We start from the raw sequence: 23965 nt of genomic DNA, 5'->3' as shown, positions 1-23965 counted from the left end.
AACAATCAATCTGACTCCATAAGAAAAGACGCGGTCACCCGCGCCTCTTCCTTTACAATTCTACTTGTACAACTTAACGGTTAAATCAAAAGCCCGGTAACCCTTGGCCTTGATGCGGATGGTGAAGGACTTAGCGCCCTTGGCCAACTTCTTAGCTTCCTTCTTGGTCAAACGAATATCGAAGCGGCCATTCTTCTTGACCGTGAACTTCTTGACTAACTTCCCCTTCTTGGTCAAAACGGAAACTCGTTCGTCCTTGCGACCCTTGTCGAGGTAAACGACACGCGCGTACTTGCGGTAGTGCTTACGTAACTTGGCCCGCTTGGACTTAGCCAGGACTTTATCCTTGGCTGGCTTTTGCGGCTTTTGTGGCTTGTGCGTGGTGGCCGATGAGCTGTTGGCAGCCGATTCACTGCTGCTCATGGCGCTACTAGAGCTGCTCCCGGTCATGTCGATGACACTGGAACTAGCCGCACCGGAATCCGCACCGGCGCCAGTGTCCGTGCCGCCCCGGGGAACGACTAAGCCGCTGTCGGCGCCACTGCCTGAACTGCCGCTCGCTGCATCTGCACTACTCCCATCGGCGTTGGCAGTCGTCGCAATTGCGCCGGCAAAGGTTAACGTCGCCACTAAACCTAAGACATACCCAAAGATTTTTTTCATAAAAAATCCTCCCCGAAAAATGAAATTTTTTTCGTCGAGTCACACACTACCTCGACTACTCGTGAGCATCATAATTCCAGAGACGCTCGGGGTCAAGAATGGGGTTTTCACTTTCAGCGCCATTTATGAAAGTGCGACCGTAAACGGCGTCAGGCCTTAAGTTTCGGCCGTTTCCGCCACCCGTTGACTCCCTAGGCCTCACCAAAATGCCCCCCTGACCAACTGGCCACAACGGGTCAAAAATCGCCGTTAAAAACTTTTTTCGCTTTGATTAATTGGCAAACTAAGTGACCGTCCCCCAAGTATTTTTGCTTGCAAACCAAAACGAACCGGCAGTTCCCGCTAAGTGCTGGGGAGTGCCGGTTCGTTTGTTTGACTTCAATAACTGTGGTCGTAACTGTCCGCCTGCCGTTGCGCCACTCTCGGCGATGGTAGGCGCCGATGGCTAATCACCGCGTTCTCCCACACCATCAGCATAGCGGCCGAACAAGACTGCCAGGTCGTGTGCCAACCTGCCGAAGGAGGCCAGGGATGGCACCAGCTGTGGCGCTGATGTTGGCGCATTCCAGTAGCTTACCCAAGGCACCGACCACTAGATTCGCGGTGGCTCGGGCTTAACCCATGTTGCTGAACAATCGTCTTGTAGCCGAGAGTGGAGCACCAGATACGCTCAGCCGTGGGATTCTTCTTAGCGGCGCTAGCCGGTTAGAAGAATGGCGACTTTGAGACGTGGGCTTCGGCTCAAAGCGAGGTGTCGAGACCGCCTTTTGGCTCGACCCGTCCGCCCACCGCGTTCCAGCGTATCTGGTGCGCAACGGCAGGCGGCCAGCCCAATCAATCTCGTCAGCAACCTAGCAGTTTACCCGAAGAAGCCACCGCGGATCTTGTAGGTCCGCCGTAACCAGAACATCAGGGCGATCGATACGACGCCGAGGATGATGCTTGGCCATGGCATCAGGACTGGGTTGATGACGCTCGGCAACATTTGGGCTGCGTAGAACAGGATCATCCAGACCAGGAACCCGAGCAAAACGAACAGGGCCCGAATCCACCCGTTATATTTATGCTTGACCTTCGGATCGAACAGCCGTGGCATGATCGGCAGGATAAACCCAGCGACCAAGGCACTGATGGTGATGGCCGTGATCCCCACGGGTTGACTGCTGGTCATCAATTTGGGACTAAAGAGGTACATGATCCCAAACATCAAGTTGAAGATCATAAAGAACGTCAGCGCGTTGTAGATCATGTTAGGCCAGTAGTTGGGGCCGCCAATGACGGGCGCATCGGTCACGGGTCCTTCGACCACGTACTTGACGCGCGCGTCGATGTCACCGTAGAGGTTCTTGGCCGTCTTCCCACTCTTTTGGCCGTCGACCAGTTCGTTGACCATGTCTTGGACGGCCTTGGCCTTCTTTTCTGGCGCCAACTTGGTCTTGTCGAGCGCCCTGTTAAAGCGGAACATGTAGTCCGCGTTACGTTTGGTCAGCCCGACATTGTCGAAGGCTGCCCGTTCACTGGAAGCCACGTTGTTGCGGTCCTGGTGAACACCCGCATTTCGCGGCGTTTGCTTGTTATCACTCATTTATCGTTGTTTCCCTTCTAAACGTTGAACCGGAATTCGACGATGTCGCCGTCTTCCATCACGTAGTCTTTCCCTTCGACCCGCAGCTTGCCGGCTTCCTTCACGGCCGCTTCAGTCTTGTATTGGTCTAAATCATCAAAAGCCATGACTTCGGCCCGGATAAAGCCGCGTTCGAAATCGGAATGGATGATTCCAGCGGCTTGGGGTGCCTTGGTGCCGGTCTTAAATGTCCAGGCGCGGGTTTCCTTGCCCCCGGCCGTGAAGAACGTCTGCAGGCCCAAGAGGTGGTATGAGGCCCGGATCAAGCGATTCAACCCTGGTTCCTCGACCCCTTCAGCTTCCAGGAAGTCTTGCTTTTCGTCATCGTCCAATTGGGCGATTTCTTCTTCGGCTTCGGCGGCCACGGCAATGGCTTCGGCGCCTTCCTTAGCGGCGTAGTCCTTGATGACGCCAAAGTACTTGGAGTCTTCGGGATCGGCCATGTCGTCTTCGGCGATGTTGGCCACGTACAAGACGGGCTTGGAGGTCAGGAGGAACAAGCCCTTCACGATCTTCATTTCGTCTTCGTCAAAGGCAATCGTCCGCACGGCTCCACCGGCTTCGAGGACGGGCTTGATTTTTTGTAAGACGGCCAATTCGGCCTTGGCTTCCTTGTCGCTGCCCTTGGCTGCGCGTTCGACCTTGGCTAAACGCTTGTCAACGGCGGCTAAATCGGACAGACCGAGTTCCAGGTTGATGGTTTCGATATCATCGATGGGGTCGATCTTCCCGGAGACGTGGGTGATGTTGTCGTCGTCAAAGGCCCGAACGACGTGCACGATGGCGTCCACTTGGCGAATGTTTTCGAGGAATTGGTTCCCGAGACCTTCACCCTTGCTGGCACCCTTGACGATCCCGGCGATATCGGTAAATTCAAACGTCGTCGGTACCACTTTTTTGGCTGGAATTAGTTCTTGAATGCGGTCTAACCGGCTGTCTGGGACTTCCACCATACCGACGTTCGGGTCGATCGTGGCGAATGGGTAGTTGGCCATTTCGGCCCCAGCCTTCGTAATCGCGTTAAATAACGTGGACTTCCCAACGTTTGGTAGCCCAACGATCCCTGCAGTTAATGACATAACAATTATTCACTCTTTCCATTATTGGCGTCGGCCTTGACCAGCACCTTTTTTAGCTTCTTCTCAAATTCGCGGCGTGATAGCATGACCACGTGGCCGCAATTGGTACACTTAATTTTAATATCCGCGCCCATCCGGGTAATTTCCCAGCGGTTGGTACCGCAAGGATGGGGCTTTTTCATTTCGACCAAATCACCTAAATCATACATGGCGTTCCCTCCAATGTTGGCTAATCCAAGTGGATGTCTAACAGGTCTAAAATGCGGTTCAAATCATCGTTGGACAGGTACTCGATTTCGATGTGGCCTTGATGGTCCTTGTTGGCCGTCTCGTTGATGGAGACCTGCGTGCCAAAGCGTTCTTGGAGTTGGTTTTCCGTCGAACGTAAGAATGGCGACTTCTTTTTGGCCGGCTTCTTGGCTGACTTCTTGGCCGCGCCGTTGAGCTTGTTGACCTCGGCTTCGACGGTCCGCACCGTCATTCCCTCGGCAACTGCCTTCTTGGCTAAGGCCACCAATTTGGTCTTATCCTTCAAGGACAGCAACGTCCGGGCCTGGCCCATCGACAGCTCGTTGTGCTGCAACATGTCTTTGACGGCCTTGGGTAGCCCGAGCAAACGCAGGTAGTTGGCGATGTACGGCCGACTCTTCCCCAACCGTTCGGAGACTTGGGCCTGCGTCAAGGTGAGCTTGGTCATCAAGGTGTCGTAGGCTTCGGCTTCTTCCAGTGGGGTCAGGTCTTCGCGTTGGAGGTTTTCCAACACCGCGATCTCCATCATCTGTTCTTCGGTCACATCGCGAATGATACCCGGAATCGTGGTCTTGCCGGCCAATTTGGACGCCCGGAAGCGCCGTTCGCCCGCCAAGATCTCGTAGCGTTCCATCTTCTTATCGGGTTGCCGGACGATGATGGGTTGGAACACGCCGGTCTTTTCAATCGACGCGGCCAAATCATCGAGGCCCTTCTTGTCGAACTTCTGCCGTGGCTGATACGGGTTGGGCCGAATGTCAGCCAACGTCAGATCAACGACGGTTTCTTCGGCGGTATCCACGCCATTTTCCGCAAACAGCGCGTCAATTCCCCGTCCTAAACTTTTCTCTTTCTTACTTGCCATGGGCAGCTAGCACTTCCTTTGCGAGTTCAGAGTAAACTTCCGCACCTTTGGATTTCGGCGCGTAATCAATGATTGGCATCCCGTGACTCGGGGCCTCCGCTAACTGAACGTTGCGCGGAATAATCGTGGCGTAGACCTTGTTTTGGAAATACTTCTTCACTTCTTCATTGACCTGCTTCCCCAGATTGGTCCGGGCATCGTACAGGGTCAAGAGGACCCCTTCGATCTTCAGGTCACGGTTGAAGTGCTTTTGCACCAACTTGACCGTGTTCAATAGCTGCGTCAACCCTTCCAGCGCATAGTATTCGCTCTGTACGGGAATCAAAATGGAATCGGCGGCCGTGAACGCGTTGATGGTCAGCAACCCTAACGACGGCGGGCAATCGATCAAAATGTAATCGTATTGGTCCCGGACCTCGTCCAAGGCGGCCTTCAAGCGCGTCTCGCGGGCCATCATCGGGGTCAACTCGATTTCGGCCCCAGAAAGCTGAATGGTCGCCGGCACGATATCTAAGCCCGGGTGTTCGGTGTGTAAAATGGCATCTTGAATCGGCGTTTCGTTGACCAACACATCATAGATCTCTTGGTCGATGGTCGCCTTTTGGACACCGACGCCACTCGTCGCGTTACCCTGCGCATCGGTGTCGACTAACAAGACCTGCTTGCCATCGGTCGCTAACGCCGCGCCCAGGTTCACGCCGGTCGTGGTCTTACCCACGCCACCCTTCTGATTGGCTAATGCAATAATGTAACCCATATGTCGTTTCACCTCTAGCTTTCTTTGGGAATATCAATAATAATGCGGTAACCGTCCGCGGTTTCTTCTTCTTTGGTGGTGAGCGTCATCCCGGCATCGCTGACCATCTTCACCGATTGACGAATGGTGTTGACGGCCACGCGGGTATCGCCGGACACGCTGTGTTTGGTGACCTTGCGCCGTCGTTTCTTCGGCCGCTGGTGCTTGGCAATCAGCGCTTCGGTCTCTTTGACGGTCAGCTGGTCAGCGAGCACCGTTTGCAGCATGGTCACTTGATCCGCATCGGCCAAGGCCAACAACGCGCGCCCGTGCCGTTCCGAAATCTGGCGGTTCAAAATGGCCGTCCGCACAGGTTCAGCCAATTTCAACAGCCGCAGCTTGTTGGCCACGAACCCTTGGCTCTTGCCAATTCCTTCCGCCAATTGGGCCTGCGTCAAGTGATTGAGGTCCATCAACTTCTGGTAGGCGTGGGCTTCTTCCACGGCCGACAATTCCTCACGTTGGAGGTTTTCGATCAGCGCCATGGAAGCCGTTTCGTCGTCATCCATCTTCTCTAAGATGGCGGGCACGGTGTCCCATTTGAGACTGGAAACGGCCCGGAACCGCCGCTCACCCGCGATGATCTCGTAGTGATCGGCCTCGTACTCCCGCAACACGATGGGCTGCAGGAGGCCGTGTTCTTGAATCGTCTGGGCCAACTCGGCAATCGCCGTTTGGTCAAACCGTTGCCGTGGTTGGAACCGGTTCGGAATGATCTGGGCGACCGGAATCATCACCACGTTTTGCTTCACGGGATGGGCCGGACGTGTGGCCTTCTCCCGGTTATTTCCAAATAATGAAAATGGCAATTATCTTACCCCCATCCCATTAATCTTCTAACGGTTCCCGGTTGGGTGTCCCGGCCTTCCGTGGATAACGCTTCGGCGTGTGCTTGACCTTGTCGATGACCACGATGTGGCGCGGGTCATTGGACTGCGGCAGGTTGAACGCGTAATCGGCGTTCACCTGACCACCCAGTGTCGTGATGGCCGTTTGACTGACGGCCAACTCGTTAGCCGTTTGAGCTGCCTTCAAGGCGACGAACTGGCCACCGACCTTAACTAGTGGCAGGCACAGTTCACTGAGAACGGACATCCGGGCCACCGCACGAGCCGTGACCAAATCAAAGCCCTCACGGCACTCGGCCCGTTTGTTGCCAAATTCCTCGGCCCGGGCGTGATGGAACGCCACGCCGGTCAAATTCAACTTGGCTGCCAGCTCATTTAAAAACGTGATCCGCTTGTTCAGGGAATCCACGATGGTCACCTGAAGCTGCGGGAAGACGATCTTCAACGGCAATGACGGGAAACCAGCCCCGGCCCCCACGTCACACAACGTGAGCGGTGCCGTCCGCATTGCGGGCACGTAAAAAGCGGGGGTCAACGAGTCGTAAAAATGTTTCAGGTAGACTTCGGGCTCCGCCGTAATGGTCGTTAAATTCACGTGTTCGTTCGTGGCAACCAAGAACTGATAGTAGTCAGCAAATTGTTGCTGCTGTGTTGCGTTTAATTCGATGCCTTGCGCCGACAGCGCGGCACGAAATTCTTCAGGATTCATGCAATATCTCCCTGTTCAGTTCTTTGTGAAACACAATTGTTTCACGTTTGAGTATACTTTACCTTACTTACGGACGAAACGCAACCGAACTGATACGCCCAATTGCCCCTCGCCCTAGCGTCGTTTCCTATTATACCGAAAATCGCCGTCACATGAAACGTCTATCGGGAAACATTCCGGGATTGTTGGCGGGGTGATAAGCTGGTTTTTGGTGGCTGCTGGGGATTGGGCTGGCCGCCTTACCGTTACGTGAAACTCTGGGCTGGAACGCTGGGGAAGGACCGCCCCAAGCCTGATGGAGCGGTCTCGGAGCTTGCTTTGAGCCGAAGTCCACGTCTCAAATGGCCTCACAGCCGAAACGTGCGCCAACAGGCAACTTTCAGCCCAGTCAACACTGCCGCGACGGATGGTAGCCATTTCTGTGGTTGATAGGTGAGCGGTTTATCTAATTGTTAGTTAAAGCCCCCATCTCGCAACTGGTTCGTGGAATCTAAAACCACCGCAATTGCTAATTAGAATATGGACAATCAATTATCACTAATTCATGCTGACTCATCGGAGACAACCAGGGCTGGCATGAACCTCTAACACAGCGGCTATCTCGGCAGACAGTAAAACAGACACGTCCTCGTTGAACTCACGTTGAGGCGTGTCTGGTTTTTGGTTTAGATTAAAGGTAACCCATTGCTGGTTCGGCGCTGAGGACTCAGCCGCGGACGGTGCTTGGCGAAGCCCGTGTTGCCGACCGTGATCGTGTCGATCACCGGTTGGCCCAGCAACAGGGGGTGGTTGGTGACGCTGGCCATCCCCCGCTGAATCGTGATGACGTTATAGCTGGTCGCGTCGTGGACCTCGTGGTGGTGCGGGTCTTGGCAGTCGATGTAGGTCGACGCCGAGGCCACCGTCGTCACCGGAATCGTGGTATCGACCAGGTAGCTGGCCCCGAAGTGGAGGTGGCCCGTGAAGATGCCGCCGATGTTGTGCCCGTGTAAAATGGCCAGCAGTTCCCGGTTATTTTGCAACAAGGCGTAGCGCATCCCTCGCAGTGCCGGTGCGTCCAGCGGATGGTGAAGGAATAAGAAGGCCCGGCGTCGTGGGGCGAGGTGCAGATTTTTATTCAACCAGTCCAGTTGCTTGCGGTCTAGCCACCCGGCCTCCTTGTGGGCCTCCCACTTGGAATCCAGGAAGTAAAAGTCCATGTTCTGGTAGACCTGCTTATAAGCATAGTACGGTTGGTGCGGTTCTTCTAAGTAGCCGACGTTAAAGGCTTCCCGGTCGTCCTGGTCGCCGAGAATCACCTGAATTGGCGCGTGAAGTCGGGCTCCCTGCTGCTGCAAGTATTGGCGCAGCTGTGTATAGTCCTGGCTGGTCCCGTCCGTGAGCAAGTCCCCGCTAATCACGATCAGGTCCGGTTCAATCTGCCGGTCTAACACGTCGTCAAAAATACGCTGTAATTTCACGGCAGGCGGTAATTGCTGATGGTACTGCGGCTCCCGCCCTGCCGATAATTGTGGATCAGATAAATGAACGATTGTGAATTTATTCATACCCCCGTGGCCCCCATCAAAAGTAAGTCGCAACCACCGGGACACCACCCGGTAACAGTCCCCGACTATCACTAAGTTAGGTCTAGCATACCGGATTGATGTAAATGTTTGATGTCGGACCTGTCAACATCTTGTAAAATTTTCGCCACTGCTGAGCAAAGTCAGCCATTGGTTTACTGACCGAAAAAATACCACGGTAAGGGGTCGGCTTCCGTGGTATTTTAGCGAATGAATCAATTAAGGCCGCTTGGGTTTCCGGACAAAGTACAGCATCGGTAGCCACGTGACAATCAATAGGAGCAGTGTATCCGTATCCATGGCAGACATGCAATCATCCTCTTTCCCTGATTTTCTTCAGCATACCAGAGTGATGTATCGTTTCTGTATGGAATACCTACACATTTGTGTAAAATTTTTCATGCGCCTGAGCCCACCGCGTTCCAACCCCTATTGGGCGAGCTGTAGGCGGCCAATTCCCGCAATTTTGGCCAAAAGAAAAGAGACCCCCCAACCAAACGGCGGGCGTCTCTTCAATTTTACAAACTAGTTCTTAATGGCACGAACTTCTTCGAGGAACCACTTGTTGAAGGCTTCAGCGTCGATATCCGTAGATACCTTAGCGTTGGTCTTGCCATCGTGGTAAGCCCCGCGGATGTCGCCGACCGTTTCCCCAATAGCTGGGCCATCGGTAACGACGTCGATCCACATATCTTCGGTCTTGATAGCTTCTGGGTGCAAGAGGTAGAAGATGGTGTTCACATCATGCATGGCAATCCCCTTGTCACTGTTGTCACCATCGTTGACGATGATGTCATGCAGCATCTTCCCAGTTTCGCTGATCTTTGGCAGTTCTTCGATGCTTTCGTGGGTCAAGAGGGCCTTCATGGTGATGTCCAAACCAACCATGACAATCGGAATCCCTGACTTGTAAACGATTGCGGCAGCGTCTGGGTCGGTGAAGACGTTAAATTCGGCGGCACTGGTCATGTTCCCTTTGCCCAGGGCACCACCCATGGCAACGATCCGGTCGATGTGGCTCTTCACTTCTGGGTATTCGGAGAAGAGCAGCGCAATGTTGGTGTATGAACCGGTTGGCACCAAGGTGATTGGGTCTGGACTAGCCATGATTTCATCATGTAAGGCTTCAACGGCCGTCTTGTGTAATGGCTTTGGTAAGTCGGTTGGGAATTCGTAACCTGGCATCCCGGAAGCCCCGTGAATCCGAGCGGCATCTTCAAAGTCCTTGAACAATGGTTGTTCAGCACCGGCTGCGACTGGAATATCTTGGTTGAAGAAACGCACGATCTTCAAGGCGTTGATGGTGGTCTTGTCAACCGTCACGTTACCAGCAACCGTCGTGATCAGCTTCAAGTCGATCTTCGGGTCGTTGATGGCCATGGTCAAGGCCGCTGCATCGTCAATACCTGGGTCAGTATCCATAAGAATTTTAATTGTCATGATAAATATCCTCCTAAATGAATTCGTTTTCGTTTAGCCGCGGGGCGGACCCGCCGCCAGTAAAACTCACTGTGACATTTTGCTAGAGCATTGCACTGAAGATGAGGTCTAGCAAGAATAACACGCCTAACAAGTAGACGGGCCAGGAAAGTTCTTTGCCCTTTCCTAACGCCAATTTCATAACTGGGTAGCACACGAAACCAAAGGCTAACCCAGTGGAGATACTGTTGGTGAACGGAATCAGCACAATGATCAGAAAGGCTGGGAACCATTCAGAAAAGTCGGCCATCTTGATGCCGCCGATGGCTGCCATCATCAACGCCCCAGTGATAATGATCACGGGCGCAATGGCAGCGGACGGCACGTAGGCCAACAGGGGCACGAAGATGAGGGACATCGCGAACAGGACGGCGGCAGTCAATGCCATGATCCCGGTCCGGCCCCCACTCTCAATGCCGGAAGCACTTTCGGCGGCAGCCACGGTCGGACTCGTGCCCAAGAAACTGGACAGGAAAGTCGTCACGGAACTGCCCTCGAACGTCTTCTTGAACTTCTTGTGGTTGGGCAACAACCCTTGCAGCAGGCCCATGGATTCGAAGACCAGAATCATGGTCATCGAGAAGGCCGCTAGGATAAAGGGCGTGCTCAGCCAGTGACTGAAGTCGTTTTGGAAGACGATTTTGTGGTACTGCCCTAACCGCGCCAAATCAACAGTTGGGGTGTCAGCGTCTTTCACACCGCAGAAGAAGGCCAGCAGGCTGGTGGCGATGATGGCGATAAAGAAGTTCCCTTTGATCTTGCGAATGTACAAGATGAGGCTGAGGACCAGGCCAAACAAAGCCAGTAACGGCGTGGGTTTGGTCAAATCCCCCAACACAATCAACGAGGACTTCCCGGCCACGATCAGGCCCGCCTTTTCCAGGCCGATTTCGACCAAGAAGAGCCCAATGCCGGCGGTGATCCCACTCTTCAGCGAATCTGGTATGGCTTCGGAGAGAATCGTGGAGATCTTGGTGAAGGCGATTAACATGTAAATGAAACTAGCGACCGCAGCGATCCCTAAAGCTTCTTGCCAACTCAACCCCATGTTCACGACAATTGTGTACGTGAAGAAGGCGTTGACCCCCATCCCCGGGGTGAGGATGACTGGTGCGTTGGCCCACAGGCCCATGATCAGACACCCAATCACCGACGAGAAGATGGTGGCAAAGACGCTGAGGTCGGTCGGAATGCCCGCATCCTTTAAAATCAGCGGGTTAACAATGATGATGTACGAGATGGCGAAAAAGCCAGTCACACCAGCAATCAGTTCGTTGCGGACGACATCCTTATGCCGCAGGGCTTCGCGTAACGTTAAGTCATTGGCGATATCAACCTGCGATTGTTGCTTACTCATAAAAATCCCTATCTTTCGGTACGTCAGTTCGCGACATACAGACTTCCCGGGCTTTGCAACCGGATGGTCTCACGCACCCGGCTGGGTTTCACTCCCCGATTAGGAGAGGTCGGCACCCGTTTCGGACTGGCCAGGTTGATTCCCGTCAGTCGTAAGTGACACAGATAGCCCAGGAACAGAAGCCCCCGGGCTATCGCGTCAGCCCCATACGTGATGAGGCGTTATTTTTTTACCAAACGAACAGACCAACAATTCCGGCTGATAGCAAGGAAACCAGGATCCCGGAAAGTAACATGTAACCAACGTTCTTAGAAATAAGTTCGTTGTTTTCACGGTCAACGATCCCCTTGAAACAACCGATAATCATCCCAGTAGTTGAGAAGTTAGCGAATGAAGTCAAGAAGACAGTTAAGATGGCCCGGTAGTGATCGGAGAAGGCACCCGTGTTAATGGTTGAAGCAATCTTACCCATAACAACGAATTCGTTCGTAACCAACTTAGTCCCCATGTATTGGGCGAATTGGAAGGCGTCTGAGACGTTCAGACCCATTAACCATGCAAATGGGAACATGATGATCCCTAAGATGTGTTCCAAGGATAACCATGGGTTGAATAAACCAAGCAACTTATCGATCAAGGCAGCTAAGGCAACGAAAGCGATAACGTTAGCGGCAATGATCAAGATCAGACGACCGGCACCCAAGATAGAGTCACCCAAGAAGGAGAAGAAGGCTTCCTTCTTGCCATCGTCTTCAACGTCGCCTTCTTCAGCGGCAGCAGTGTTGGACCCACCGATTTTGGCGATGGTATCTTCTTCTGGGGCCACTTCAACAGGGTTCAACATGTTGGTAACAATGATGGCGTTCAAGATGTTAATTGGAACGGCCGTCAAAACAAATTGACCTGGAACCATTTGGGTATATGCACCCAGAATGGAGGCAGTGATACATGACATGGACATCATGGCAAGGGTCAAGTTACGTTCCTTACGCATGCTCTTTAATTGTAATTGAGAAACGGCTAAGGCTTCAGTGTTCCCTAAGAACATCATTTCAACAGAGAAGAAAGATTCGAACTTAGGTTGACCGGTGATGTAGGAAAGGCCACGCCCAACCCACTTGATGATCCAAGGCAATACCCCGATGTAAGTCAAGATATCGAACATTGGCACAACTAATAAGATTGGCAGCAATGAACTGGTAACGAAGTTCATTGACTTGGCCGTCCCACCGAATTCTGGGGTAACCCAGTTAGGTAAGGCGAAGACAATCCCTTGGTAGGCCACTTGGACTAACCAGTTGAACCCATCGGCAGCACCCTTAACGATGTCTTGCCCGATGGAGAAACTCGTGAAGAACCAAGCCAGAACCAAGTTAAGCACTAACACGATCCCAGTGGACTTCCAGTTGATTTTTTTCTTGTTCTTGGAGAACAGGAATGCGATTGCGAGGTAAACAATTACCCCTAAAATATTGACTGCGACTAGCATTGGTCAAAATACCTCTTTCCGATATTATTCTTTGATGTATGGACGTTTGCCATACAAAAGTTGACACGATGTGGCTGCAGAAATTATGTAACGCATAACTTCTGTTACGAACGAACGATAACTCCCGTCACAACAGCTGGATTTCAGTTAGGGACCATTAAATGGTGAAATTAACGGTGAATAATATCTGATACTGTGATGCCTAACTGACCTTTGCAACCCAACTGTTGTGCAGCGGAGCTTGGTACCCCCTCACCTCCCTTCAAGGTTCGTGCGATTTGAATTTTTATTGCGTAATCTCATTTAAAAAACTATGTCCGGCCGTGTGACTAGCCAAACCGAAATTCTCTAGGACTGTGGCGCCCACGTCGGCAAGCGTCCGCCGAATCCCCAGCGCGTGAACACTGGGCCGCGACGGCGAGTACGCCAACAGGGGCAAGTACTCGCGGGTCGGGGTGGTGTCGCTAGCCGGATCATCGGCGTGCGTCGCCGTGATCAGCAACAAGTCGTTGGCTTCCAAGTCATGTTGGAACTGGGCCAAGTACTTGTCAGCGGCCATCAGCGCTTCACCAAAGGCCTGGCTATCCTGCTGCTCGCCAGCGAACCGGAAGTCCGGTAACATCACGTAGGTGAGTCCGGACGCCTTTTGGTTCAGCTGTTCAAAGAGAATGCGAAACGCATCTTGGTTGCTGCCAACCTGGTGGCGTTGGGCCGCGCTTTGCGTTTGCAGGTAGCTTTGAAATGGCCCTGCCAATGTCACGGCGTACCCAGCTAAGGGCAACGTCGTAAAGACGGTCTGCGTGCTGTTGACCCCGGCATAATCCCACATCTCGCGGAGCCCCGTGGCCCGGCGATTTCCTTGAGCCTGCACGTGCAGGCGGCCAAAGAAGCCGACCGGATGATCAACGGGTGCGATGCCGACAAGTTGGTGGTCAACCCGAATATTTCCGAGTCCCAGCCGTTGTAATGTTGGGAGGTTTAGTTTACCCGTCCAACTAACCGCGACGTGGCCTAGCGTGTCAGCGTCGACCGATTGAAAGCGGTTTGCGTCGGGGGCTTCCCCCAATCCCAAGCCGGCAAAATCAATCACGAATATGCGATGAAAGGCCACTGTTTCTCACTCCTTAGGTCAACCCTTGGTCAGAAGTCCCCCAAGGATTTTTTCGGTCTAGTAATAATATACCTTTTCCCAAGCGCCCTGTAAATGGTCGATTTAAGAAAATCGTATAAAGGCTATTTCCGAACATTATGACACTTAATTACTCACGGGAACCGGTCTATTCGGGGGCTAACCGAACGACCGGCTGTTTTTGCTAAAAGGATTTACCTTTAACATTTTCCCTAATTTTCAAAGAACAAAAAGAAGCTACGCCGCCCGCCTCTATGTGGAGGGCGACACTAAGTTGCCAAGTGATATCTGTATAACTAAAACCGTAAAATCTGAGGTAACCGAACTTCCCGAGCTTTAAAGCATAAAAAACGGGCTTCAAGTTGGGTGTTAATCAATCACTTGAAGTCCGCTAACTCTCGGAAAGGAGGTTGTGATTACTAAATTTCCGTTTCGTAATCATTGTAATTCTTGATCGCCTCATAACTAAAATTCTCGTCGAGCGGCCGCAGCCAATCAAATCAATTTTTGGATTAGTTTCTGGCTGCCGTTTCAACGTCTTACCAGTGGAACTTAATTCCCTCATTACTAACACAAGACACGCTTTAACGATTCTTCTTGAAATCCTTGCATGACCCTTGTTGCCGTAACATCCGAGCTCTAGCTACTACCTGGAACTGTTTACAAGTCTTCAAACATCTACGCTTAACTTACAAGCATTAAGTTTCAAACCCTATTCAATTTTCAGTGGAACATTCGTGAAACCAAAACCTGGATCTGCCAGAGTTCGTTAGAAGGTTTACCGGAGTTGTCATCTATCTTTCAGTATCTTGGAGCTAATTCTTAAAACCTGACTCACGTCAAAACGGAAATCGGTTTCTTGGAACTTGGTACTTAAAGCATCTGGAACATCACAACTCTTAATTCCTTTCCGCACCATCATATTATCATAGGCTGTAAGCGTTTGCAACAGAAACACCCGATTTTTTGTTCATTTCCGAACAAATTAGCCGAAAAAAATACTGTTGACCGCAGCCAACAGTATTTCCGCAACGTATGAATCAATTCCCGGCAAAATCTATGGGTTCTTGTTTGGAGGAAAAGTTTCACAGAATGAGCTTAGCAAATTGATTCCTAATTTAAAATGTTACACGGTCGTGCGGAGCTCTTCTCAACGCACACTTTAGTTATACCGCGAAATGACGTGGATTGCACCTTTTTTGAATCGCAATTTTTCAATGATGCACTGGTTACTTGACCCAAGCGGGTTTGTCGCCGTCCGTGTTGGGCTTGTTAACGCCTAAGGATTCGCGGATAGCCTTCGTTGGGGCCGCTACCAATTTGGCAACTAATGCCGCGATACTCTTGCGTGAAACCTCGGTGCCCTTGAACGGTTCGCCTTTTTGCGTCGTCTCGTAGGCCACTTCATTTTTGTTGGAGAGCCAAGCGGGCCGCACGATGGTGTAGTCCAGGTCGGAGTCCTCGATGACCTTGGCTGCCGCCGCGTACGTCTGCAGGTAGCCGCCGTCTAACATCTGGTGATTCCACTGGCCAAATGCGCCCGGTACCTCGTCGTAAATGCCCAGCGTGGAAATCCAGATCAAGCGCTTCAGCCCACTGGCGTCCATGGCTGCCACCACGGCCTTAGCCTCGTCTTCGATGTTGCTACCGGCTAGGTTAGCGTAAACCACGTCGATGCCCGCCATGGCAGCGGTCAAGTCGGCTTCGTTGGCCGCGTCGCCGTCGACCACCTCGACCCGGTCACTGGCGGCATCCGCTAAGCGCTGACTGTTGCGCAGAAATAGCGTGAGGTGGTTGTTCTGGTCGGCCAGCAATTGGGTCGTGGCCAGTCTAGCAATCTTTCCGTTCGCACCTAAAACTAATACATTCGTCATCTGAAGAACCCCTTTTCATTTTTGTTTACGGTTATACTGTAATACTCATAGTTACATTTAGCAAGTCAAAGGGCTTGAACTTTTTCTGACAACATTGGTTTAGCTGGCCGCCTTGCCGTTCGCTAAATATGGCCTGGAACGCGGTGGGCGGACCGGACCGAGCCTGAGAAGCGGTCTCGGCCTCGCTTTGAGCCAGAAAACCACTGTCTCAAAGTCACCAATTTGCCAGCAAAACCCACTGGCAAATTCCCCGGCTGAGCCTAGTTTCGCTCCACTCTCGGCTTACGTTAGCGCGGGGCCAAAAATCAACAGTCTAACTCGCACTACTGTGATGCCGCAGTGTCGCAACCTGTTTGCTTTCAGCCAATTTAAGTGAGCACAGCCAGTGTTAGCCGATAACTCACACCCCAGTTACTGAAAAAAGCCCACAAAAAAAGACCATGGCCAGCCGCCATAGTCTCGCAGATTGCGTTTATTTTCGCTAACTGATAGACGCTTAGATCAACATCAACGTAACACCGTTGATGGGCGTCAGGCTGTCGCCCAAGTCGCCGAAGACCAGTTCTTTCTTGAAAACTGGTTGGTCTAATTCAGTTAAGTTCGTGTTCTTAATGGTCAGATGATAACGGCCATGCCGATCGCGCTTTAATTCATAGTTCACGAATTCTTGTTCAGGGGCGTAGTCAGCGAAACGAACGGCGTAAACGCCCAGCTGATGAGAAACAATCAGCCGAATTCCGTTTTCATCTCTAAAGATATGCAAAATGTGTTCACTCCTATATTGATTAGAACTTCAGCTGCCGCAAGGATGACAAACAAAAAGGAAGAGCCGCCACCGCGTCCCCTCCCTCGATATCGACATTCGCTCAATCAAAGATTTTGGAAACCCGCCGCGACTTATTTCGACAACCACGGTCGTTAAACCAATGATCAACCGCCATGCGCACAGTGATGTTAGCCTGGCCAAACCACGTCCAGCTTGGTATCACCAGATAATTCCTCTATGTATCTTGATTGTACCATACTTACCTTGAAAAGATTAGCTTCCTGCGAAATATCCTGGCGACGGGTGTTGGGTGGGCGGTTTCGGCTTGTATCACCAGAATCAGCCGGTATGAATATGCTAATAATTAGCCAAAAATCAGTCAATAATCACGGCTAATTTCGGTCGCACCCTTGCCAGTCCTGGCTTAAAATGCTTCAATGATTAATAACAACGTCGTTTAATGATTAATCCCAACGATGGGCAGATGGAGGCTCTGAAATGGCAAATACGAAAAATAGTCAGGCTGCTAAGATTCGGCAGCAAATTATCGCGTGGCTGCAAGATGACCAGCAAGCAGAGGTGGTGTCAGCGGAGAAATTCCCGGGGATCCGGGGGATTCGGGCCGTTAAGCTACGGCAAATGCTGGGCGACCTCGGCTACAAGTCGTCCGTGGTCATGGGCGCCATCTCGGCCGCACCGTCGATTGACGAACGCATCAAGAAGGCCGCTGTGAAGCCGCGCGAGGTTTATTATTATTTTGATGCTGGCGAAACGGATTCAGCCGCCACATCCTCAGTTGCTGCGACCCCCGCTACGGCGGCCAGCCCTGCCGTGACGGTGGCCCCAACGACGGCCCGGTTTAGTCAACCGGCCCCCGGCCTCGCTGGTACCCCAGCGTTCGCCCAGGTCGTGACTACCAATCAACACCTGAGCCAAGCTATCGATGACTTGTTGGCTGCCGCCGAACGACAACGCCCCCTCAGTGATTTGGAACTGAACTTCTTGACCGACTTTGCCGCGCAGGTCGCTAAGCAAGGCGAACTGTTGCAAAACTTTGCTACCCAATCCAAGATCGACCATTTGCGCCGCGGTTAGGCAAGTCACCTAAGGGTTTCCCCCAGTATTTGCGCAAATCCCATCGTTTTGTCGGAAAGTTCTTGACTTTTAGTCATCCAACCCTTACTCTGTTATAAATTACTTTTATGGGGGACGACGCCAATGGCTTTACATGAAGACAATCGCGTATTTTGCGAAAAAACGGAACTCTTTTCCGACGCTTTCTACGGTACGATTACCAAGATCTACGAACATTCCGCACTGGTGAAGGTTGAACCTGACCAACTCTCCAAGAAGGAAACTGACAAAATCGATTCCTTCGGCGACCTCGTTGTGATTCGGCTGAGCGAATTACAATTGGTCGACGCAGCGGGCAAGCCGCTCAAGGAACCGGCTGAAGAATTAGAAGCAGCTGAATAAATACGGTGAAGACTGGGACTGATCCCGGTCTTTTTTGTTTGGGAGTGGGAAAAAAGGCGATTAGCCGGCGAACATTAAGGCTGATACCCGAAGAATCCTGGTCTGGAATTGTTTGGTTATCAGTTTTAAGCGGAACCGGCTGTCTTTTGGCGCACGTTTCAGCTGCGTAAAGGTGAAGGAACCGAGCCTGGGAGGGTTTATCCTAGGCTCGGTTTGCCCAGAATACCATGCCCCGCGCTTGCCGCCAAGGATTTTCATTTTAACTGCCAAATGAATCAGCCAATCACTCACTAAGAGGCTTAGCCATTGGCCGCTAAAAAAGGAATGGGTGCTAAAACGTTCCCATCCCTTCTCAAGCTTACTTCAAAATCTCAGCCAGCTGCCCCATTAAGACTGGCAGTTCGGCCGCCAAGGATTCATTCACGTGCTCCTCAATCTTCCGGCCCCGCGCCGTAACTTGGAACACGTGATACCGCCGATCAGTCGGCAAGGTCTCGTCCTGAATGTAACCGCCATTTAACAAGCGGCTGATTTGAATCGATACCATCGACTGGCCAACGTTTAACCGGCGGGACAACTCACTGGTGCTGACCTTTTCCGTGACTAACTCATGTAAAATCCGATACTGTTCAAACGTGAGGGCATCCCCGCTGCTTGGTCGTTTGATGAACGGTCGTAACAACGAATTCAATTGATGGATGCGCTGCACGTCCTCAGCTAATTTGTGCGCTTCGATCATGACTCTCTTCCTCCTCGTGACTGCCAGCGGCTTATGCTCCACTGGCAAGCCCTAACATAGTCCTCGTTCGAAATAATTCGTTAGTGGCCAAAAAGGTTGACCCCTAACGCATCTCTTCTAACTATACTAGCATAAATGACTGACTATATTATAAACAAATTACATCTTAGCTAAAATTCATTATAAATTTGATTGTATTTGCATGTCATGAACCCCTGTCACTCCCCGTCATAACAGTCGTTTCAGCGGTCGTCGGTCAAATGCCACGGATGGGCGTCTCTCTGAGCGAGATCGCGTAAAATAGCTTCGATCTCTGCCAATCCCATTGGGATGTTCGCCTTGCGGACCACTTGCCAGCAAAGCATCAGGTCCCGGTAGTCGGCGAACTCCCGCACATCACGTCCGAAGCTCGATTCACGCAGGTCTTTGCCGTCATGCTTCGCTTGCATAAACTGCCACAAGCGCTGCTGAAAGCCCTGCAGTTCCCGCGCTTCATGAAGTTTCTTCTGTAACCGGGGCGGTGTATCCCGAAAGATCAACGACACGCCGTCGTCAATCAACACACGGACGGTTCCCCGCCGCGGGCCCGCAACAATGTGCTTGATGTGCTGACCATTGACCCAGCTAGTATTGTTGGCGCTCGCCGGTCGTTCCGTGGTGATCAACTGCAGGTTCCCATCGACAAATGGCGTGGGCCCACTCAACCGACAGCGCTCTAATTCCAAGTCCAGGTCAGACCAATTGACGGCACTCAGGGTGCAAAGCTTCGTCAACAACTTGTTGGCTGACGCAGACGTCCGGAAGAAGCCCTCGCTTTTAGTCCAAACGACGGTGTCCGCCAGCTGATGCGGTGTGCGGAAGTTCTTAATGAACAAGACCGCAGACCAATCCAGGTCCCACGGCCGCTCGTTGACCACGCGGGTCACGTCGGCGGGGCGCAACTTAGTAAAATCAACCGTTGCCGTTGCCCGGGCTTGTAGTCGCCACTGGTCGGTTAACCCCTCTAAATAAGACGCTTCCATCATCTGTTCACCCAAGAGTTATTTCAACGGCGATACTATCTGGGTTTCCCTTGACCCGGCTATAGATTCTCACAAAACACGAATAATAGCAAGAAAGATGCATTGGCCGGATTTTTCTATAAATACTGTTATACCGCAATTAAAATCCCAATAACCCGTTGTGGGGGACAATTATTATTTCTGTATAAGTCGAACTATAATTATTTTAATATCGAATTTATTCGGATATTCTCACGAATCTTTCACTTAGGTGCCATAAAAGGTTGGTATACTGGGCAAAGATGAGAAAAGGAGGTAGTCGATGATGACAACACGGCACAGTTTGGGCACGGTTTTAACGCAGATCCGCTGCATTCTCGCAGACGGCGCAACGGCCGCGGAAGTCTTGTGTGACGCGGATGTTCCGGCCTGGTATTTGACCGAGCTGGAACGCGACCACATTACGCGGCCCAACGATGAATTGTTGGCGTTGATTTGCCAAGCTTACGAACTGAGCGAACAAACCGTGGGGAACTTGCGTCAGGCCCCCCACCTCGCAGCTGCCATTGCCCAAATTGCCCGTGCTCGTGATCACGAATTAGCCACTCGTTTGCGCCAACGCATGATGAGCTGGCCCGACAGCGCCACTACAGCCGCCACTGAATCGGTCATTCAGATGAGCGACCCAGCAGCTAAGCACAGCTACGCCGATATTTTGAGGTGCGTCCGCCAACGGATCGAATGGTGCCCCATCTTGGTCTCGGCCCTCTACTACCGCGTTTCTCCGATGGCCTATTGGCAAATGGAAGCCGCCCAGCTCGCCGTAACGCCCGAGGTCAAGCAGCTGTTGGGGTACCGACTAGAATGTGACGATTTGACGCCATTCCTTCACGCAGACGACCTGTACACAGCCATTTGCCAACACTTGGATCTCTGCAAGAAGAGTCTGCCGGTGCAGTTGCGGTTGCCCGGTTGCTAGATGTTTTTGTGCGCAAAAAATCCCCGCCCGGATTGGACGAGGATTTTCGTTTCACTTAGGTTAGTTGTTGACTAGTTGGCTGGGGTGAACGTACCAGTCGTCGTAGTTGAAGTAACTGAACCCTTTTCAGCTGTGTAGTAGATAGTGGCTTTGTTTCCACCGAAGACACCATCAGTGGCACTTTGAAGCGTGAACTTGTAAGCAACAAAGGTACCGTCAGTATTATTCTTAGTGTCGGTAACAACAGTGAATTCACCAGCGCCATCGGCCTTCAAGTGAGTTTCAATATCACTTGCCTTCGCAGTTAAGCCATTGGCTTGCTTAAAGAAGGTGTCTGCTTGGATCTTAGCAACAACATCAGCTGGGAATGCTAATGAGGATTGTGCTTCAGTCATATCAGCATTGTAAACCTTCAGCGTTGTGCCCAACGTAATCGCATTGTTTTCGGTAACGTAAACCGTTTCCGTTGACTTCTTAGCGTAGTTGGCCGTCGTCGTACCGAAGGCAGAAGCTGCGTCAGAACCGGCAATCGTGTAACCAGCTGGCACCAAAGCCTTGGCCTGCGTGTAAGCTTGAGCTGACGTAAGCGTGTCCCCTGTAGGGAATTCATAAACAGCTGAAGAAACTTGCGCACCATTGGCCTTGTTTACGAAGTTGAACGTAATCCCGTTTTCAGCCTTGGCAGTGTCGCTCTTAGCTGGGGTAACAGCCTTAGCGTAGATCCAGCCACTGATGGCAGGGTTCTTAGCGTCCTTGACGTAGTAGTAAACGGAACCTTCGCGGGTCTTCTTAACGGCGTCGGTAACCGTCAAAACATCGCTAGCGTAAGCAGAAGTGTCTTTGATTTGCTTAGAAGCCTTGTATTGAGTGTACTTAGGAGCAGTCCAAGTAACATTCTTAGTACCAGGGTTAGCGAAGTAAACAGTCTTACCAACCATTGAGTCAGTAGCCGTCTTGTCAACAGTAGTGTCGGCCTTCTTAACGCCAGCAGCGAAAGTGCCTTCAGTCTTACCACCGTAAACGTAACCACGGTACTTACCGTCCATCGTTACAACACGGTAGTAAACAGAACCACGGTTAGTAACCTTTTGGCCGTAAGCACGGAAGTAGTTAGCTGACTTCTTGGAAGTTGCCAAAGTAGTCATGGTCTTCTTTGAAGCAACAATCTTAGCACCCTTAACAGTACCTGGCTTAGTGTATAAAGCGTTAGTACCAGTTGCTTCGACGTTACGTTCAGTAGGATCAGCCTTTAACGTGGTGTAAGCGCCAGCCTTGGCATATGACTTAGCTGATGCGTTAGTTGAAACGGCAGCAACTGAGACAAAGCTTAATGCAGCGAGACCCAAGTAAAGAGATTTCTTTAAACTTGATTGCATAGTATTTCTTCCTCCAAACATAAAATATGTAATTTATCAAGCAAGAATAGTATAACCGAAGTTAGCGCTTTTGTTAAGAATTTTATTTCTTAAGTTCGCTAACTCGTTTAGCTATCCCCTAACTACGACTATTAGTATAGCCTGTTAGTTGCGGAGAAACAAGGATTATGCCCTTTTTGTCGTTGGATTGAAACAATAAACGGTCTTCTGTAATGTTTTTGTCACATGAAAAAATTTACTGTGAACAGCTCAACCACAAGGTTATGGCTGACTTAAGGTCGATTTAAACTGTTTAGAAGTGGTAAAGATTAATGCGCGATTAAGGTTGGGGGCTTCATCAATGGCCGGTTCGTTGGGTCAAGACACAATCCTTGCATTCTCGTGGCCGGGGGTCCATACTCGAGGCATCAAATGAAAGGGGGTGATGCTTTTTGGCAACAGGAAATTGTTACCTTAAAGTGATCGCTTCCGCGGAGAACGGAAACGACTAACTTCTTTAAGGTAAAGGCCGGCGAAATTTTATTCGTCGGCCTTTTTGCGTGCGCTCATTTCCAGATTTTCACATCGGTGTTCACGACGCTGAGGTAGGTGCGGACGTGGTCGATGAAGGTGGCCTGTTGCCGGGACAGAAACTTGGCGAAGGTCGCCGGCGTGTGATCTCGCAACTGGTACTGCCACCCCGTCAACATCATGAAGACGCTGGCTTGGCAGTACCAGTACAGGAAGTTGTCGTAGTTGGGGAACGGCTGGTCTTGGTGCTGCAGCCACGCCAGGTACGCCGACATGCGATTGGCCACCTCCGGCAAGGGCAAGGCGTCGGCATCCCCCACCATGAAGTCCGTGTTCTCGGCGTCTTCCCAGGTGTCATTTTCCGGCTGCAGGGTCAACCAGTAGTCCCAAATGGTCAGGTGCCAAACGCGGTACTGAATGATCTGCGGTTCCGTTTTGCTGGTCACCTTCCCCGTCTGCTGCAGATATGGGAGGTCCCACTCACTGAAGAGGCTGTTGGCGGCGCTGGGCGGCCAGTCGCGGCGGCGGTCATCGTCGAGGACGGGCACCGCATCGCTAGCGTAGTGCATCCGCGTAAAGTAGGTATCATACGCGGCGAAGGCCTGGCAGTCGCGCGGGTAGTTCAGGCAACAGTACTGCCGATACCGGCTGTAGATCAAGGGCAATTCCCGGTAGTTCCAGATGCCGAATGCGTAGGGATCCGGACTGATTTCAAAGTTTTGGGCCATGTGGCTGCCTTCTTTCTGGTACTGGGACTACTCTAGCACGTTGGGCAGTGCCTGGTAGTTTGGGGGTGCTGGAGCGAGGCGGTTGGTTGGGTGACGGGACTTTTTGTGGCGGGTTCTTTCCTTATTAGTGGGTGGATTGTGTTGCTGGTGGATAGATTGGTGTTGGGGTGATGGTGGCCGGGTATCGTTATGCCGCTGCTAGGTGTGGCGGCTGAATCAATCGTGGTTTCAGAGAGTCTGCGGCTAAATCTTCCCAGGTAGGGTGGCGACCGTGGTACACTAGCGACACAAGGAGGCCGCAATTTGTCGTGACCGGCTACGCTCATTCTAAGAACGGCCTGTTACGCTACCAGGTGCGCGACGTTACTCGCACCGCCAAGACTGACGGCCAACGCGGCTACATCACCGCCAAGGATGCCTACGTGACGCCGACCTACTACCAGAAACAGCCGACGACCGTGCGCGTGATCAGTCCGCGGGGCATCAACGCCTACCGCCACGTCGATCTGTCCGGGCGGGCCACTCAACACTACCGCCGCGGCAGCGTCCTTAAGATCAAGGGCATTGAAAGACACCACCTGACCACGCGGCTGATTTTAGCCAATGGCCACTACATCACTGGTAATAAGACGCTCGTCATTAAGAAATAAAGTTCTGCAAAGGG

23 protein-coding genes are annotated in these 23965 nt (G+C 51.8%); 4 read left to right on the top strand and 19 right to left on the bottom strand.

The annotated features are described in order from the left end of the window. Positions 1 to 60: 60 nt before the first annotated feature. The 15 genes from LKH74_RS03835 to LKH74_RS03765 form a co-directional block, all read right to left on the bottom strand. Entirely contained in the window at positions 61 to 663 is a 603-nt protein-coding gene (locus tag LKH74_RS03835) for a hypothetical protein (protein ID WP_287788272.1), read from the bottom strand. A gap of 859 nt (positions 664 to 1522) precedes the next feature. Then, positions 1523 to 2248 (bottom strand): DUF1129 domain-containing protein, encoded by a 726-nt coding sequence (locus tag LKH74_RS03830; RefSeq protein WP_135368551.1) that lies wholly within the window; start codon positions 2246 to 2248, stop codon positions 1523 to 1525. A gap of 17 nt (positions 2249 to 2265) precedes the next feature. Next, on the bottom strand, positions 2266 to 3366 hold the full coding sequence (ychF, locus tag LKH74_RS03825) for a redox-regulated ATPase YchF (protein ID WP_135368552.1): 1101 nt from the start codon (positions 3364 to 3366) through the stop codon (positions 2266 to 2268). 5 nt (positions 3367 to 3371) lie between these two features. Next, on the bottom strand, positions 3372 to 3575 hold the full coding sequence (locus tag LKH74_RS03820) for a DUF951 domain-containing protein (RefSeq protein ID WP_011668841.1): 204 nt from the start codon (positions 3573 to 3575) through the stop codon (positions 3372 to 3374). Between the two features lie 20 nt (positions 3576 to 3595). After that, positions 3596 to 4480: a ParB/RepB/Spo0J family partition protein gene (locus tag LKH74_RS03815; protein WP_135368553.1), complete on the bottom strand. Its 885-nt coding sequence runs from the start codon at positions 4478 to 4480 to the stop codon at positions 3596 to 3598. Then, positions 4470 to 5237 carry a ParA family protein gene (locus LKH74_RS03810; protein ID WP_135368554.1) on the bottom strand — a complete coding sequence of 256 codons (768 nt, stop codon included), beginning with the start codon at positions 5235 to 5237 and terminating at the stop codon, positions 4470 to 4472. Before LKH74_RS03810 ends, LKH74_RS03815 begins: the two co-directional genes overlap by 11 nt. A 14-nt stretch (positions 5238 to 5251) precedes the next feature. Next, the gene (noc, locus tag LKH74_RS03805) at positions 5252 to 6085 is read right to left on the bottom strand and encodes a nucleoid occlusion protein (protein ID WP_135368555.1); all 834 of its coding nucleotides are present in this window, start codon (positions 6083 to 6085) and stop codon (positions 5252 to 5254) included. 19 nt (positions 6086 to 6104) lie between these two features. Then, entirely contained in the window at positions 6105 to 6833 is a 729-nt protein-coding gene (gene rsmG / locus LKH74_RS03800; RefSeq protein WP_287788258.1) for a 16S rRNA (guanine(527)-N(7))-methyltransferase RsmG, read from the bottom strand. Positions 6834 to 7498: 665 nt separating this feature from the next. Continuing rightward, a complete protein-coding gene (locus LKH74_RS03795; RefSeq protein ID WP_287788257.1) occupies positions 7499 to 8380 on the bottom strand; it encodes a metallophosphoesterase family protein in 882 nt (293 codons plus the stop codon). Positions 8381 to 8923: 543 nt separating this feature from the next. Then, positions 8924 to 9838 (bottom strand): ribonucleoside hydrolase RihC, encoded by a 915-nt coding sequence (gene rihC, locus LKH74_RS03790; protein WP_135368558.1) that lies wholly within the window; start codon positions 9836 to 9838, stop codon positions 8924 to 8926. A gap of 82 nt (positions 9839 to 9920) precedes the next feature. Next, positions 9921 to 11234, bottom strand: coding sequence for an NCS2 family permease (locus LKH74_RS03785; protein WP_287788256.1), 1314 nt, complete (start codon positions 11232 to 11234; stop codon positions 9921 to 9923). A 229-nt stretch (positions 11235 to 11463) separates the two neighbouring features. Next, the gene (locus LKH74_RS03780) at positions 11464 to 12723 is read right to left on the bottom strand and encodes a NupC/NupG family nucleoside CNT transporter (protein ID WP_135368560.1); all 1260 of its coding nucleotides are present in this window, start codon (positions 12721 to 12723) and stop codon (positions 11464 to 11466) included. A gap of 286 nt (positions 12724 to 13009) precedes the next feature. Further along, entirely contained in the window at positions 13010 to 13834 is an 825-nt protein-coding gene (locus LKH74_RS03775; RefSeq protein ID WP_287788254.1) for a phosphopentomutase, read from the bottom strand. A gap of 1247 nt (positions 13835 to 15081) precedes the next feature. Then, positions 15082 to 15726: an SDR family oxidoreductase gene (locus tag LKH74_RS03770; RefSeq protein WP_287788253.1), complete on the bottom strand. Its 645-nt coding sequence runs from the start codon at positions 15724 to 15726 to the stop codon at positions 15082 to 15084. 496 nt (positions 15727 to 16222) lie between these two features. Next, complete coding sequence (locus LKH74_RS03765; protein WP_287788252.1) at positions 16223 to 16489, bottom strand: hypothetical protein; 267 nt, start codon at positions 16487 to 16489, stop codon at positions 16223 to 16225. A gap of 501 nt (positions 16490 to 16990) precedes the next feature. On the opposite strand from LKH74_RS03765, the gene LKH74_RS03760 reads away from it, so the two are divergent. Together LKH74_RS03760 and LKH74_RS03755 are read left to right on the top strand one after the other, a co-directional pair. After that, complete coding sequence (locus tag LKH74_RS03760; protein WP_135368564.1) at positions 16991 to 17587, top strand: hypothetical protein; 597 nt, start codon at positions 16991 to 16993, stop codon at positions 17585 to 17587. 123 nt (positions 17588 to 17710) lie between these two features. Beyond that, the gene (locus LKH74_RS03755) at positions 17711 to 17968 is read left to right on the top strand and encodes a hypothetical protein (protein ID WP_135368565.1); all 258 of its coding nucleotides are present in this window, start codon (positions 17711 to 17713) and stop codon (positions 17966 to 17968) included. Positions 17969 to 18326: 358 nt separating this feature from the next. Here LKH74_RS03755 and LKH74_RS03750 read toward each other — a convergent pair whose 3' ends face one another. Both LKH74_RS03750 and LKH74_RS03745 read right to left on the bottom strand, forming a co-directional pair. Then, the gene (locus LKH74_RS03750) at positions 18327 to 18707 is read right to left on the bottom strand and encodes a MarR family winged helix-turn-helix transcriptional regulator (protein ID WP_135368566.1); all 381 of its coding nucleotides are present in this window, start codon (positions 18705 to 18707) and stop codon (positions 18327 to 18329) included. A 242-nt stretch (positions 18708 to 18949) separates the two neighbouring features. After that, entirely contained in the window at positions 18950 to 19729 is a 780-nt protein-coding gene (locus LKH74_RS03745; protein WP_287788250.1) for a hypothetical protein, read from the bottom strand. Positions 19730 to 20030: 301 nt separating this feature from the next. Between LKH74_RS03745 and LKH74_RS03740 the strand changes: the two genes are divergently transcribed. Next, on the top strand, positions 20031 to 20687 hold the full coding sequence (locus LKH74_RS03740) for a hypothetical protein (protein ID WP_287788249.1): 657 nt from the start codon (positions 20031 to 20033) through the stop codon (positions 20685 to 20687). A 71-nt stretch (positions 20688 to 20758) separates the two neighbouring features. On the opposite strand, the gene LKH74_RS03735 is transcribed toward LKH74_RS03740, so the two are convergent. Continuing rightward, positions 20759 to 22063, bottom strand: a complete 1305-nt coding sequence (locus LKH74_RS03735; RefSeq protein WP_287788248.1) for a hypothetical protein — start codon at positions 22061 to 22063, stop codon at positions 20759 to 20761. Between the two features lie 545 nt (positions 22064 to 22608). After that, positions 22609 to 23301 carry a hypothetical protein gene (locus LKH74_RS03730; protein WP_287788247.1) on the bottom strand — a complete coding sequence of 231 codons (693 nt, stop codon included), beginning with the start codon at positions 23299 to 23301 and terminating at the stop codon, positions 22609 to 22611. A 308-nt stretch (positions 23302 to 23609) separates the two neighbouring features. Between LKH74_RS03730 and LKH74_RS03725 the strand changes: the two genes are divergently transcribed. After that, positions 23610 to 23951, top strand: coding sequence for a DUF5776 domain-containing protein (locus LKH74_RS03725; RefSeq protein ID WP_287788245.1), 342 nt, complete (start codon positions 23610 to 23612; stop codon positions 23949 to 23951). Positions 23952 to 23965: the final 14 nt, after the last annotated feature.

This window comes from Levilactobacillus sp. (assembly GCF_022646225.1).
Taxonomy (GTDB): Bacteria; Bacillota; Bacilli; order Lactobacillales; family Lactobacillaceae; genus Levilactobacillus; species Levilactobacillus suantsaiihabitans.
This window is presented reverse-complemented; position numbering and strand designations above follow the sequence as displayed.